The sequence below is a fragment of the Pseudomonas syringae group sp. J309-1 genome, assembly GCF_032582135.1.
Taxonomy (GTDB): domain Bacteria; phylum Pseudomonadota; class Gammaproteobacteria; order Pseudomonadales; family Pseudomonadaceae; genus Aquipseudomonas; species Aquipseudomonas quasicaspiana.
In genome coordinates this window covers 1-14537 of sequence record NZ_JAWHNU010000034.1, presented here as the reverse complement: position 1 = coordinate 14537, position 14537 = coordinate 1, and the positions used below count along the sequence as shown (strand labels likewise).

Sequence of the window (14537 nt, the reverse complement as noted above, 5' to 3'; positions counted from 1 at the left end):
TCGCAACTGACTAACCCGGCGCAATCGAGAGTGAACAGGTTCTCCGAAGGAGAGACATTGTGAGTGAGCTAATTCGCGTACCCGACATCGGCAACGGTGAAGGTGAAGTTATTGAGTTGATGGTCAAGGTCGGTGATCGCATCGAAGCTGACCAGAGCGTTCTGACGCTGGAGTCGGACAAGGCGAGCATGGAAATCCCTGCTCCCAAGGCTGGCGTCATCAAGACCATGAAGGTCAAGCTGGGCGACCGCCTGAAAGAAGGCGACGAGCTGTTTGAGCTGGAAGTTGAAGGCGAAGCTGCCGCTGCGCCTGCCGAAGCTGCTGCTCCGGCTGCTGCCGCTCCGGCACCGGCCGAAAAGCCTGCTGAAGCTGCACCAGCGCCTGCTGCTGAGCCAGTTGCTGCCGCGGCTGAAACCGTGCAGGACATCCACGTACCGGACATCGGTTCGTCGGGCAAAGCCAAGATCATCGAGCTGATGGTCAAGGTCGGCGACACCATCACTGCCGATCAATCGTTGATCACTCTGGAGTCCGACAAAGCCAGCATGGAGATCCCGTCTCCAGCCGCAGGCGTTGTCGAAGCCATCCTCGTCAAGCTCGAAGACGAAGTCGGCACCGGCGACCTGATCCTGAAATTGAAAGTGGCTGGCGCTGCGCCTGCTGCTGCCCCTGCTCAAGCTGCCGCTCCTGCTGCTACCGCACCGGTCAAGGCTGAAGCTGCACCGGCTGCCGCGCCTGCGCCAAAAGCTGAAGCTCCAGCTGCTGCGCCGGCTCAAACAGCTGCAGCTCCGGCCAAAGACGGCGCCAAGGTTCACGCAGGCCCGGCAGTTCGCCAACTGGCCCGTGAGTTCGGCGTTGAGCTGAACGCCGTCAGCGCTACCGGCCCACACGGCCGCGTGCTTAAAGAGGACGTGCAGGTTTACGTCAAGGCCATGATGCAGAAGGCCAAGGAAGCTCCAGCGGGCGGCGCAAGCGGCGGCGCGGGCATCCAGCCAATCCCTGAAGTCGACTTCAGCCGTTTCGGCGAAATCGAAGAAGTGCCGATGACCCGCCTGATGCAACTGGGCGCCACCGGTCTGCACCGCAGCTGGCTGAACATTCCGCACGTTACACAATTCGACCAGGCCGACATCACCGACCTGGAAGCTTTCCGCGTTGCGCAGAAAGCCGTTGCCGAGAAAGCAGGCGTCAAACTGACCATCCTGCCTCTGCTGCTCAAGTCTTGCGCCTTCCTGCTCAAGGAACTGCCAGACTTCAACGCTTCGCTGGCACCAAGCGGCAAAGCAGTGATCCGCAAGAAATACGTCAACATCGGCTTTGCTGTTGATACCCCTGAAGGCCTGCTGGTACCGGTCATCAAGGACGTCGACAAGAAGAGCCTGCTGCAACTCGCTGCCGAAGCCGCAGTACTGGCTGAAAAAGCCCGTACCAAGAAGCTCTCAGCGAACGAAATGCAGGGCGCCTGCTTCACTATCTCCAGCCTCGGCCACATTGGCGGCACCGGCTTCACGCCTATCGTCAACGCGCCTGAAGTGGCGATTCTGGGTGTTTCCAAGGCAACCATGCAGCCGGTTTGGGATGGAAAAACCTTCCAGCCTAAGCTGATGCTGCCATTGTCGTTGTCCTACGATCACCGCGTAATCAACGGCGCAGCCGCCGCGCGCTTCACCAAGCGCCTGAGCGACCTGCTGGCTGATATCCGCACGATCCTGTTGTAAGCCTGGCTGGGTGCTCGCTCTCCTTTGTGGGAGCGAATTCATTCGCGAAGGCGGTGTATCAGGCAATGATTTTCTGGATGTGCCGCCCTCTTCGCGGATGAATCCGCTCCCACAGGGGCGGCGCCAGAGCGACCTGCTGGCTGATATCCGTACGATCCTGTTGTAAGCCTGGCTGGGTGCTCGCTCTCTTTTGTGGGAGCGAATTCATTCGCGAAAGCGGTGTATCAGACAATGATTTGCTGGATGTGCCGCCCTCTTCGCGGATGAATCCGCTCCCACACAGGCTGTGTGAAAACCTCACGAGCCAATTAGCTGGCTAAAAAACGCTCAAAAAACCGCGCTCCTACGTGAGTTTGAGGTCTGTGACCCACACAAACTTTTAAAGATTTCACGTGAGCGCGCGCAGTTTGTTTTTGTCTAAGGGTTTTCACACAGTCTGCACAGGGGCAGCGCCAGAGCGACCTGCTGGCTGATATCCGCACGATCCTGTTGTAAGCCTGGCTGGGTGCTCGCTCTCCTTTGTGGGAGCGAATTCATTCGCGAAGGCGGTGTATCAGGCAATTATTTGCTGGATGTGCCGCCCTCTTCGCGGATGAATCCGCTCCCACAGGGGCGGCGCCAGAGCCACCTGTTTCACCGAGCCAAACCGCTCGACCTCAACCCCGCCCACATGGCGGGGCTTTTTTTGTGCGCGATTTGGCAAAGTGCGGCGAAATGCCGCTAATCCGGAATATTCCCCCACCGCCAGCAAAGCCTTGATCTAGAGCGCTTAATTCATAAACTGCATACAACCAGCCTATTATGGCCAAACATTTATAGCACTAAGCCACCGCGCTCCCTTGTCAGCCAGTGCTGCATGATGCAACCTTGCCACACGCGAAATCAGAAAGGGCCCCGCCCGCACGCGTTCAGTATTCCGAAAGCGAGTTCCTTCATGAAGAGCCAACCCGATGCTGCCGGTAGAACGGCGGCCGAGGTAGTGACGCAATTGCCGGTGCCTTCGCGCCTCGGCATGCTGCGTTTCGAGCGGCTTAATGAAGCCAATTGGGCGCTACTCTATCTCGATCCAAACTGTGAAAAACAGTTCGGCCTGGCTGCCGTGGAACTCTGCGCCTTATTGGGCTCGCCTTACGCAAGCCTGATGGAACCTGAAGCCCGCTATCAAGTACACGACTCCATTCAGTTGCAGCTTGCTGAAACCCCGCATTACACCGTGCGCTATACCCTGCACACCGCCCGTGGCCCACTCAGCGTGGTCGAAGTGGGCGAAGGCTATAAGCAACACAATCGGCACCTGTTGCGCGGTTACCTGATGGTCGTTGATGGCCTGCAGATCGACGCCGATCAGTACGCCAACCCCGATCTGGAAACCCAGAACTCGCGCCTGCAAATCGCTCTTGAGCTCAATCAACAAGCCCAACGCGAACAGTTTGAGCACCTGGAGCGTGTCCGCGCCCAGCAAAATCTGATCCTTCACCTCGCCCGCCAGCGCTACAGCACCAATAACGCGTTGCAGGAGGCGGCTGAACTGATCACTAAAAGTGCCTGCGAGATCTACAACATCTCCTGCGCCAGCATGTGGTACCTCAGTGGCCACATGCTTGAACCTATTTCCGCCTATCGTCGCGAAGACAAGAAAAGCCACCTGCCGGCCCCCATCGACGCGAGCCCGTATCCGAGTTACCTCGAAGCACTGCATAACAGCCGTGCCATCGATGCACACGACGTCCAGCAAGATCCGCGCACCAAAGAGATGATCGCCAGCTTCAAGCCACGTGACATCAGCGCCATTCTCGACGCCAGTATTCGCATCGACGGCCAGGTGATGGGTGTGCTGTGTCTGGAGCAAACCGGTGAACCGCGCGCCTGGCAGTCCGATGAGATCGCCTTTGCCGGTGAGCTGGCGGATCAATTCGCCCAGGCCATCAACAACCACACCCGGCGCACCGCCACCAGCGCGCTGCACCTATTCCAGCGCGCAGTCGAGCAAAGCGCCAATGCCTTCCTGCTGGTCAATTGCGACGGCGTGGTCGAATACGTCAACCCGAGTTTCACCGCAATTACCCAGTACACGGCCGATGAGGTCCACGGGTACAAGCTGTCCGAGCTGCCCGCACTGGAAAACCTCAGCGAAGTGCTCAAGGACGCCAATTCCAGCCTTGCCAGCAGCAACAGCTGGCAAGGTGAATTCAAGAGCCGTCGTAAAAACCTCGAACCCTACTGGGGGCAACTGTCGATTTCCAAGGTGTATGGCGACAACCGCGAGTTGACCCATTACATCGGCATTTACGAAGACATCACCCAGAGCAAACTGGCTCAGCAGCGCATCGAGCGCCTGGCCTACACCGACAACCTGACCAACCTGGGCAACCGGCCGGCGTTCATTCGCACCCTGGACGAGCGCTTTACCCGGGATAGCGACACGCCCATGAGCCTGTTGCTGGTGGACATCGACAACTTCAAACGCATCAACGACAGCCTGGGCCACCAGACCGGCGACAAATTGCTGATCAGCCTGGCCCGTCGCCTGCGTAACACCCTGAGCCCCAGCGACGTGTTGGCGCGTTTTGCCAGTAATGAATTCGCCGTGCTGCTCGATCAGACCGGGGCCGATGACGGGCAAAGCATTGCCACCCAGGTGCTGGCAACGCTGGACAAGCCGATCTTCGTCGATAACCAGTTGATCAGCGTCACCGGCTCTGTCGGCCTGGCCTGCGCGCCGCTGCATGGTCGTGATCCGCAGACGCTGATGAAAAACGCCGGGCTTGCGTTGCACAAGGCCAAAGCCAACGGCAAGCATCAGGTTCAGCTGTTTACCGAAGCCCTGAATGCCGAGGCAAGCTACAAACTTTTCGTTGAAAACAATCTGCGCCGCGCCCTGACGCAAAACGAGCTGGAGGTCTTCTACCAGCCCAAGCTGTGCCTGCTCAGCGGGCGTCTGATCGGCATGGAAGCGCTATTGCGCTGGAACCACCCGGAGAAGGGCATGATTCGCCCTGACCAGTTCATCAGCGTCGCTGAAGAGACGGGTCTGATCATCCCGATCGGCAAATGGGTAGCACGCCAGTCCTGCCGCATGAGCAAACAACTGACCGCAGCCGGTTTCGGCAATCTGCAAGTGGCGATCAACGTGTCCCCCAAGCAGTTCTCCGACCCGGAGTTGGTGAGTGCAATCGCCGCGATCCTCAAAGAGGAACAGCTCGATGCTTCCCTGCTGGAGCTGGAACTGACCGAAGGCCTGCTGCTGGAGGCTACTGAAGACACCCGCCAGCAACTGGACGCCCTGAAGAAAATGGGCTTGTCGCTGGCCATGGACGACTTCGGCACCGGCTATTCATCGTTCAGCTACCTGAAAAAATTCCCCATCGACGTGATCAAGATCGATCGCAGCTTCATCCGCGACATTCCGGATGATGAGGACGATATGGAAATCACCTCGGCAGTCATCGCCATGGCCCACAACCTCAAGCTCAAAGTGGTCGCCGAAGGCATCGAAACCGCCGCTCAACTGACCTTCCTGCGCCGCCATCGCTGCGACGTCGGTCAAGGCTACCTGTTCGACAAACCCATCCCCGGTCAGGACCTGATCGACAAGCTGCGCCGCTACCCACGCGGACCGTTGGCCTGACAGACTTCCCCCAGCCCGCTTGTTTGGGGCACACTTGCTGCTAACTGACATCACGCCGCCCTCGGTAGGAGGCAGCTTGTTGGCGAGGCGGCGAAACTGACACCGCCTCGCGAACAAGTTCGCTCCTACCGGGAGTCGCGCCCTGATTACCTTCGCGGCCTGCCCGCATCCCACCATGAGGAAAAGGTTCATGGCTCTACGCTCGGAAATTCTTGTGAACAAAAACGTACTCCCTACCGCTGACCAAGCCCTGCCCGGTCGCGAAACACCGATGGCACTCCCGGAAACCCACTTCGTCAACGGCAACCCGCTACTGGGCCCGTTCACCGCCAACGTGGAATTCGCGATTTTCGGCCTGGGTTGCTTCTGGGGTGCCGAACGCCGCTTCTGGCAACGGGACGGCGTCGTCAGCACCGTCGTAGGCTACGCGGGTGGCTTCACGCCTAACCCGACCTACGAAGAAGTGTGCTCCGGTCTGACTGGCCACACTGAAGTCGTGCTGGTGGTCTACGAGCCGGAAAAAGTCAGCTACGACGAACTGCTGACCCAGTTCTGGGAACTGCACAACCCGACTCAAGGCATGCGCCAGGGCAACGACATCGGCACGCAATACCGCTCGGTGATCTACTGCACTACCCCGGAACAACTCGCTGCCGCTAAGGCCAGCGCTGCGGTGTATCAGGCAGAGCTGAGCAAAGCCGGGCTGGGTGAAATCACCACCGAAATAGAAGAAGCGCCGACTGTGTTCTTTGCCGAGGCGTACCACCAGCAATACCTGGCGAAGAATCCGCAGGGTTATTGCGGGATTGGTGGCACCGGTGTGTGCATGCCGCCGAGTCTGGCGGGGAATTGATTGGGTAAAAGACAGTTTGTTAGCGAGGCGCTTGTTTTGCGTAATCAGGAACATCGCCTCGCGAACAAGTTCGCTGTCATCAAACAACACGTAACTTTCTGAATTCACGAAGAACATGTGGGACCGAATTCATTCGGGAAAGCGCTATTCCTGATTACAAAGACGCTGCGGATGCATCGGCCCCTTCGCGAATGAATTCGCTCCCACGGGGTTGGTGCCAGACTCAAGCCCACCGCGATCCTGTGGGGCCGAATTCACCGAGAAATACATCGTTGTTGATCCTGTGCAATCAGGAGGTAGTCACTGTAATCACCCAAGGCTCAGACACTGCACTATTGTTGTTTGATCGCGCAGTAAAGCTATGGCCTCCGACAGTCAATCCTCGCAGTTGTGCTTCCCAACCGCCTTCAAATGGAAAAGCTCTGACCGTCAGAAGATCGTTATCCAGAATATCCAGGACGTCAGGCCTGGTCTGATCAACCACCGTTCCAGAAAGAGTCAATAGCGTATCGGGAGTAGAACCGCCGTCCGGCACAGGCACACCTTGGGAATCAACAACCCCTTCGATAACCGGCTCGTGCCAGCTTGCACTGACAATCCAGGGCGTGGACTCCGCACCGGTATCGATTGATCGTGCAATAAAGCTGTGGCTTCCCGCTGTTATCAAATCCACTTGCGCTGACCACGTATCGTCTTCCGGCCAGACCATGAGCCTGCGGGTGCCGTTATCCAGAATCTCCAATACCTGAGTGCCAACTGCGTCACCCGACAGGGTGAGCTCAGGTTCTCGGGTGAATCCACCGTCAGGTATCGAAACGTCTTGGGAATCTACAACACCCAATATACGTGGCTCATTCCAGCTTGCGTTGATCATCCAGGGCTCAGACTGCGCGCCATTATCGATTGATCGAGCAATAAAGCTGTGGCTTCCCGCTATTATCAGATCCACTTGCGCTGACCACGTATCGTCTTCAGGCCAGACCATGATCCTGCGGGTGCCGTTATCCAGAATCTCCATTACCTGAGTATCGACTGAGGCGCCCGATAGTATAAGTTCAGGATCTCTGGTGAAGCCACCGTCCGATACAGGGACGCCTTGAGAGTCAACAACACCTTCGATAAGCGGCTCGTTCCAGCTTGCTATAACCCCCCACGGCTCAGACTCGGTGCCATTGTCGATTGAACGTACCGTAAAGCTGTGGCTACCTACTGCAGTCATTTGTACTTGCGCCGACCACGTACCATTCTCAGGCCAGGCGACGATTTTGCGAGTGCCGTTCTCCAAAACCTCCAGTACCCCAGTGTCAACTGCGGCACCCGATAACGTAAGCGCGGGATCTCTGGTGAAGCCGCCGTCCGACACCGGGACGCCTTGGGAATCAAAAACGCTATCAATAGAGAGAGAAGCCATTTCTTGAGGAGCTTGAGTTCGGAAAGCCATTGCATCACCTACATTAATAATGGGGATTTGACCGCAAGCGTAGAAGCATCCGCAGAGGTTTCGACCCCAGTATTGTTTAGTAATGGATGGTAGATAACTGTTAGAAATGACAGTGGTTAGAGTCGTTTGCGATAGCCAGTCCGGTTTATATTTCTTTTCACCATCACGGCCTGAGATAGTTGTTTATGGTGATTAAACTAAAGACTCGACTTTGGTTTAATTGGGTAGGCGTCAACGCGCTGGAGAGGCTCTGATTTAGATAAATCATGGCCATCGCCTCGCGAGCAAGTTCGCTCCTACCCAGTATTACCGCAGTCGTTTAAACATCACTCCGCAATCAACCAATCCATCTTCCAGTCACCCTTGGTCTGGCCAAGGTTCTGCGCCAGGTACGGCAGCAGCTCGCGCAGCTCTTCTTCAAGGCCCCAAGGCGGGTTGGCGATGGCCAGGCCCGAGCCGTTGAGGCTGGCGGGGGTGTCCAGTGGATGAACATAGAGCTCAACCCGCAGTAACTTCGGCGCCCCGGTCTCAGCGAGATCCTGATAGAAACGCTTGAGCAGGCGCGGGTCCTTGATCGGGTACCAGATGGCAGCCACGGTCTGGCGCATACGACCGATGGTTTCTTTCAGGGCCACGGCGCAGCGTTTCATCTCGTCGAGCTGTTCGAACGGCGGATCAATCAGCAACACTGCCCGCTTCTCACCGACTGGAAGTAGCGCACGTGGCACATGCCAGCCTTCGCCCAGATGCACCGCCACACGGCGGTCGCCTTTCATATTGTCTTTCAACAATCGGCCGTCTTCCGGGTGCTTCTCGTTGAGCAGCACGCGATCATTGGCGCGGGTAGAGCGACGGGCGATTTCCGGGGAGCCCGGGTAATAACGCAGTTCGCCATTGGGGTTCATGTCGTGCAGCAGCTGCATGTAATCAGCCGCCAAAGCAGGCAGGTCCGGTGCGTCCCACAAACGGGCAATGCCTTCCAGATATTCGCCGGTGCGGCTGGCCTGATCGCCCTTCAGGTCATAAAGGCCAAGCCCGGCGTGGCTGTCGATATAGGCGAACGGCTGCTCCTTGCGTGCCATCAGGGCAAACAAGCGAGTCATGATCAGGTGTTTGAGCACATCGGCGTGGTTGCCGGCATGGAAGGCGTGACGGTAATTCATGGCAGCTCCTCGAAGGCTGCGCAGTTTAGCAAAAGCGAGAGCCACAGATCAGTTCAAACGTCGCAACGGGCACAATCAGGCAAACGTGAAGTTATCGATATAAAACCAGTCGGTTCCCCGATTCACGGTGATGACCAGGGTTTTTATCCTCCGATCTGTACTGATAACGTCATGCCAGGCGGCGAACTGAAAGCCGAAATCCAGCTTGCGTTCGAGTATCAGATCACCCTGCTCATCGAGACAGGCAAGGGAGGGAATCTCAACATTGAAATCACTGGCTTTGGCATAGGCACCAAAGGTGATTTTATTGACCGGTGACTTCAGATCAAAACGCACCGAGCTTTCATCTGCAAATGAAACAGTCTTCTCAGTCACGATAGGGGCTGCATCTGAATTGATTACCAAGCTGGCATCTTTGTCTTTCGGCGTGACGAACAGGGAGGGAAACTCTTGAGGAGTATTCGCCGGGATCACGCCCAATGTGCCGGTTTCAAAATCCTCCCCGGCATAAATGACACTGAAGGTTCTAACTTCAGATTCCGGGATGCTGCCGTACAGACCTCGCGCTTTAATGCTGTAGCCTTTAAACGCCAGCAATGGCAGGTCAACCGCCCATCTCCCTTCCGTCGCCAGTACACTGGCAATGATTTCTGCCCTGTCCAGAATGTCCACCGGTTGATCAGCGGCAGCAGTACCTTCGAGGGTCACGCGCTGATCAAAGGTGCTACCACCTTCGACAACCTCGCCCTGAGAATCGCGCACACTGATGATACTCGGGGCCTGCGCAGCGATGACCACCGTCACCACCCAGGCATCGTCGGAGAAACGAATGGTGTAACTGTGCCTGCCTTCCGGCGCCGCCACTGACTTCATCCACTCCCCGTTTTCATTCACCAGGGCCATCGCGATGGGGATGTCGTTATCAGCAATGATGACTCCCGTATTGACCGTACCCACACCCAAAAGGGTCAGCACCGTATCTTCGGTCGTTCCGTTATTAGGAATGGGATGATCTTCACTGTCCACGACGCCAGTAATGGCCGGCACCGCAGCAGGCATGGTGGAACGTGAGTCGATATTCATGGCAATCACCTTTAGATGAGCGCAGTTGCAGAGGCCGTAGGCGAGAGGCCCCCTTTGTCGAAGATGAACACCACCGAGTTTGCAGTTCCAATGCCTGATAGCGTCAAGACGGTATCGGAGGTGGTCCCGCCGTTCGGGACTGGAACGCCCTGGCTGTCTACAACATTGCTAATGGAAGATGCGATTCTTTCGGGAGTGCGTTTTGGTTGAGTGTCCATGATGTTTACCTGCGTGTGTCGAGCAGTGGGCTGACAACATCCTGATGTCAGAGTTGATAAAGGGTGTGAATGGAAGTATTGGCCAACGACACCACTTCAACTACTGGTAGTAGTGACAGTACTTAGATCAATCGGCACTTTGCCAAGCAAAGAACCTAATGATTTGTTTTATCCAGAGTGATAGAGGAGCATCGGTTTGAGTGACGGTTGATTTTCTGGTTGTCTTATCAGCCAGTCGTAACCGCGCCCAACGTCCAAGGGGCGCGTCACCGGTACTCCCTGCCATAACTGGCAAAGCACCTTGACCTATCACTGAGTGAGCCTGTCATGCGGTGCGATGTACTCTGGTGCCCTAAAAAACCGCACAAACGACAACAGCCCGAAGCCAAAAAAATCAATTATTAAAAATTATTGTATCCCCCTTACCGCATCATATAGCAGGCATCATCCCTAATAAAAAACCCGCAACATCAATACCATTCAAAGTTATCAAGACAACAGTTACCATGCGGACCGTTCGGCCGAACGAAAGCACAGCGCGCGCATGGCCTTGGTAACTTAAATTCAACTGAGACACCCGATACCTCTTGAACCAAGTTATGTTCCAATATCACTCCGCCTTCGGCATCATAAAATGTCAAAACGCATAAACCCCTATCATTATACGCATGTTGGAACTTGAAATTCGCAATCATCCTACCGAACTGAAAATCAACTCGACCGAAGTCAATCAGAATAAGGCATAGAAGACCAAAACCTGGAACAGCGCCAAAAGGAGTCAGAACTGTAGCAATATGGGCAATTGCACCCGGCAGTGCTGTAAAGACACCAACAAGCCCATCAGAAAAATTCCGGCTCTCCCCACCATGAATAACTTCCATTCGTCGTCCCTCAAAATTTTCACGCCCAACATTCACTACACTAAAAGCCCGTACCGCCGACTCCGGAAGACTGCCATAAAGCCCAACAGCCTTGATGCTGTAAGCCTTGATCGTTAGCGACGCAACAGGAAGTCTCCAGTTGCCTCCAGTTGCAACCACCGTGCCCAGTGAGTTCGCCCCATCGAAGACCTCCACCTGCTGCCCCACAGCGGCGGAGCCGATCACGGTCACGCTGGTGCCGGGCGTCGTGCCACCCTCTGGAATCTCCACCCCGGCAGCATCTAGAATGATAGAGATGGTCGGGACTGTCACCGCTATAACCGTAAAATCCCATTTATCAGACTCTGGAAAACTACCGTACAACCCCTTGGCTGTAAGGCTGTACCCCTTGAAACTCAACCCCCATGCCTGGTATCTCCAGTCTCCGCTGCTATCGACATTTACAGGGCCTGCCGACGCAGCGTAGTCAAACAACTCCACCTGCTGATTGGGCGAAGCGGTGCCGTAAACGATGATCATGCTGTTGTCATCTGTCGTGCCGCCATTTGGAATTTCGTTGCCGGAGGCATCTTCGATCCGGGTAATTTCCGGGGTTACGGCGGCTTCCCCCACGGTAACCACCCACGCCGGCGAATCCACTCCGCCCAGCCCGTCTCGGACCGTAAAAGTGTGCTGCCCCTGCACCACCGTTTCGGTAAAACGCCAGGTGCCATTGATGGTCACAGAGGCCGTGGTCAGGAGGGCTCCGTTGTCGAAGATAAATACCACCGAGCTTGGATTCCCGCTGCCTGATAGCGTCAAGACGGTATCGGAGGTGGTATCGCCGTTCGGGACTGTAACGCCCTGGCTGTCTACAACATTGCTAATAGAGGATGCGATTCTTTCGGGAGTGCGTTTTGGTTGAGTGTCCATGATGTTTACCTGCGTGTGTCCAGCAGTGGGCTGACAACATCCTGATGTCAGGGTTGATAAGGGGTGTGAATGGAAGTATTGGCCAACGACACCACTTCAACTACTGGTAGAAGTGACAGTGCTAAGATCGATTGGCTATGTTCGCAGTGACTTTGGCTATGGAGTGTTATTACAAGCATCATGGTGTGCGCCGTAAGCGCTGTCGCGCAGCAACACGTGGCCCCTGGAGTGAATTTATGCACGAAGAGGGCCGATGCAACTCTCAATGCTTGTCGTCAGGTACATCACTTCCCGGCTAAAACCGATCCCACATGATCCCGTAATACTTCGGGGTCGACGCTACGACGGTAATATCCCAGGAAGGAGAAACCGCTCCACTGCTGGTGCACACACTAAAGCAATGACTGCCCGTTTCGGCAGCAAGCCTTATCAACCATGCGCCTCCAGAATTAATCTGAGTATTCTGTTGAAGTACACCGTGATCCAGAAGAAATATTTTGGCGTTTGTCGGCCCGTGACCAAATAGAACCAGGCCGGGATTAATCGTCGTGCCGGGTTTATCGAGGGATTTGCACCTGTCGTCGACGATACGGGTAATCTCAAGCGCAGCAGAAATAGAAATCGGTAGAAAGTGAATGCCCATGGCTCACCTGCATTTTGCGTATGTCAGCTTTTCTGACAACTGCGTTATGTCAGCGTGATTTATTGATAGAGAGTATCGCCAATAGAACCTTACTTCGCGACTCACAGAGACGAGATGGTTAGATTTATCGGCGATTAGCCCTGCACAAAGCGTTATCTTTTGTTATCGCAAGCCTTCGTCCCCCCCGTGGGACGGGCTTCAGCCAGGAAGAGGCCGGAATAGCTGCAACACCTCATCGCTAGAAACATCACCTTCCAGGCTAATGCCGACACCGCAGGCCAACCCGATTTCACCCCGGTCACATCCGCACACACGTGCCAGCATTTACGCCCAAAACCGTCTGCCCAATCATGCGCGCCCTGAGCCTAAGAACTCCGAACAAGCGTCACCCGCCACGACAGTCAGCGGTTTTTTTGTGCCCGCGATAAATTCGTTTATCGCGGGTGCATAATGCCTTCGCATGCCTGTTATGTCGGGAGTCGGCTAATACAAGACCCTTCGGGGGAATATGTCGGCACTTCTTGTTGGTGTTCTTAGCTCCCGACGCCTTTGGTCCCTCAATAAAGCCAATACGGACAGACAGCAATGGAATCGCCTTTAGAACCCATGGTGTTCAACCGCCATAAACACCACCTGCACGCCCTGCTCATCGACCGTCAGGCGTGGTTTTGCGCACGAGATCTGGGCCGCATGATGGGCCTGTTCCTCGAAGAACGCTTCACCCGCAAACTCGCCCCCGACCAACGCCGCAACGTGCTGATGAGCTACTACGGCCAAGCAAAAGAAACCCTGATGGTCAGCGAGTCCGCGGTCTACGCCCTGCTCGTCTACCACCCCAACCCGGCCAACCTGCCGCTGCGAAAATGGCTGACGTATAGCGTGCTGCCGAGATTGCGCTACGGCTCGGATGTGAAAGACCAGAGCAGCCCGACGCCGGGTGTTTTGGAATGGCAGACCGGGGAGCTGAATGTTATGCATTGGCAGGATGAGCCGTGGATTCGGTTGCGGGATATGCCATGTTTGTTGCCCAGGCGGGATGAGGGGGGGGGTGGGCGGCCAGGTCGAAAGTGGGGAGCAATAAAGCAACATCTATTTGGATAGGCGTTGTTTGAAATGGGGAGTACCGACTCCCCGGATGATCGAACCTATCGACTGCAACCGAGACCCGTGGTCTTAGGATCGGCTTTATCCGGGGCTGATGATCTCTGCTCTGGACGCTCCGAGGAGAAAGAAGACAAGCAAGCCCAAGGTTCGCTCGGGCATGCTTTGGCATTTGAGTAATATCTGCTTAAAGCTAATTAAAGTACTGCCAAAGAAAATCCCTGGTCGTTTGGATTTCCTTGAGAACTACCAATCAGTCCGTCCGTCCCCAAAAATGGAAAATTCTGTGGCGGACTGACGGCATCGCTAGTCACAACCCACAGCCCGTGAGTTGAAGGCATCGGAATCACGAATTGGTTAGAAATTTGGTTATAGTAATTGATTGAGATAATCTTCCTTCCGGGAACACTATTAATCCATGCTCTTCCGGCATGCACAGCCACGACGGATTTATTTATGGAAATCTGGAAGGTATTCTGCACAGTGATAGAATAGCCGACTGAATTACCGTAAGCGCTCCATAAACCCCACATTCAAAGCGCATAACTGATCCCGGATGCTGTGCTCCCGATTCCCTCAGGAGCCAGCTCACCATGATGCGACCCGATGCCAAAGTCGAAAAAGTGTATCTGTACCCAAAGCCCGTTGACTTCCGAAAGTCCATCGATGGTCTGTCGGCCTTGGTCGAACTGGACATCAAGGTCGCCGTCTTTGATCCAGTGCTTTTCGTTTTCCTCAACAAGTCCCGCAACCGGGTGAAGATCTTGTACTGGGAGCGCAACGGCTTCTGCCTTTGGCTCAAACGACTTGAGTCCGAAAGATTCAAAACATCGCCTGACGCCACCGACGAGGCGATCGTTCTGACCGTCCAGGAACTCAATTGGTTACTCGATGGC

At 55.4% G+C, this 14537-nt stretch carries 10 protein-coding genes; 5 read left to right on the top strand and 5 right to left on the bottom strand.

The window, feature by feature from the left end:
- Nucleotides 1-59: 59 nt before the first annotated feature.
- The 3 genes from aceF to msrA all read left to right on the top strand — a co-directional run bounded on the left by aceF (nucleotide 60) and on the right by msrA (nucleotide 6199).
- Nucleotides 60-1718 (top strand): dihydrolipoyllysine-residue acetyltransferase, encoded by a 1659-nt coding sequence (gene aceF / locus RX972_RS17920; protein WP_316877519.1) that lies wholly within the window; start codon nucleotides 60-62, stop codon nucleotides 1716-1718.
- Between the two features lie 934 nt (nucleotides 1719-2652).
- Nucleotides 2653-5346 (top strand): putative bifunctional diguanylate cyclase/phosphodiesterase, encoded by a 2694-nt coding sequence (locus RX972_RS17915; protein WP_316877518.1) that lies wholly within the window; start codon nucleotides 2653-2655, stop codon nucleotides 5344-5346.
- Between the two features lie 190 nt (nucleotides 5347-5536).
- A complete protein-coding gene (gene msrA, locus RX972_RS17910; protein WP_231675664.1) occupies nucleotides 5537-6199 on the top strand; it encodes a peptide-methionine (S)-S-oxide reductase MsrA in 663 nt (220 codons plus the stop codon).
- 289 nt (nucleotides 6200-6488) lie between these two features.
- Here msrA and RX972_RS17905 read toward each other — a convergent pair whose 3' ends face one another.
- The 5 genes from RX972_RS17905 to RX972_RS17885 form a co-directional block, all read right to left on the bottom strand.
- A complete protein-coding gene (locus RX972_RS17905; RefSeq protein ID WP_316877517.1) occupies nucleotides 6489-7640 on the bottom strand; it encodes a hypothetical protein in 1152 nt (383 codons plus the stop codon).
- A gap of 326 nt (nucleotides 7641-7966) precedes the next feature.
- The gene (locus tag RX972_RS17900; RefSeq protein WP_316877516.1) at nucleotides 7967-8803 is read right to left on the bottom strand and encodes a 23S rRNA (adenine(2030)-N(6))-methyltransferase RlmJ; all 837 of its coding nucleotides are present in this window, start codon (nucleotides 8801-8803) and stop codon (nucleotides 7967-7969) included.
- Nucleotides 8804-8878: 75 nt separating this feature from the next.
- Nucleotides 8879-9886: a hypothetical protein gene (locus RX972_RS17895; RefSeq protein WP_316877515.1), complete on the bottom strand. Its 1008-nt coding sequence runs from the start codon at nucleotides 9884-9886 to the stop codon at nucleotides 8879-8881.
- A 688-nt stretch (nucleotides 9887-10574) separates the two neighbouring features.
- The gene (locus tag RX972_RS17890; RefSeq protein WP_316877514.1) at nucleotides 10575-11897 is read right to left on the bottom strand and encodes a hypothetical protein; all 1323 of its coding nucleotides are present in this window, start codon (nucleotides 11895-11897) and stop codon (nucleotides 10575-10577) included.
- Nucleotides 11898-12192: 295 nt separating this feature from the next.
- Nucleotides 12193-12540, bottom strand: a complete 348-nt coding sequence (locus RX972_RS17885; protein ID WP_316877513.1) for a hypothetical protein — start codon at nucleotides 12538-12540, stop codon at nucleotides 12193-12195.
- A 585-nt stretch (nucleotides 12541-13125) separates the two neighbouring features.
- Between RX972_RS17885 and RX972_RS17880 the strand changes: the two genes are divergently transcribed.
- Nucleotides 13126-13641: a Bro-N domain-containing protein gene (locus RX972_RS17880; RefSeq protein ID WP_316877512.1), complete on the top strand. Its 516-nt coding sequence runs from the start codon at nucleotides 13126-13128 to the stop codon at nucleotides 13639-13641.
- A 593-nt stretch (nucleotides 13642-14234) separates the two neighbouring features.
- A partial coding sequence (gene tnpB, locus RX972_RS17875; protein WP_316877511.1) for an IS66 family insertion sequence element accessory protein TnpB occupies nucleotides 14235-14537 on the top strand: 303 nt, incomplete at its 3' end.

Coding starts and splice junctions, on each gene's coding strand:
- RX972_RS17915 (WP_316877518.1), top strand. CDS start 2,653: ATGAAGAGCCAACCCGATGCTGCCGGTAGAACGGCGGCCGAGGTAGTG.
- msrA (WP_231675664.1), top strand. CDS start 5,537: ATGGCTCTACGCTCGGAAATTCTTGTGAACAAAAACGTACTCCCTACC.
- RX972_RS17905 (WP_316877517.1), bottom strand. CDS start 7,640: ATGGCTTTCCGAACTCAAGCTCCTCAAGAAATGGCTTCTCTCTCTATT.
- RX972_RS17900 (WP_316877516.1), bottom strand. CDS start 8,803: ATGAATTACCGTCACGCCTTCCATGCCGGCAACCACGCCGATGTGCTC.
- RX972_RS17895 (WP_316877515.1), bottom strand. CDS start 9,886: ATGAATATCGACTCACGTTCCACCATGCCTGCTGCGGTGCCGGCCATT.
- RX972_RS17890 (WP_316877514.1), bottom strand. CDS start 11,897: ATGGACACTCAACCAAAACGCACTCCCGAAAGAATCGCATCCTCTATT.
- RX972_RS17885 (WP_316877513.1), bottom strand. CDS start 12,540: ATGGGCATTCACTTTCTACCGATTTCTATTTCTGCTGCGCTTGAGATT.
- RX972_RS17880 (WP_316877512.1), top strand. CDS start 13,126: ATGGAATCGCCTTTAGAACCCATGGTGTTCAACCGCCATAAACACCAC.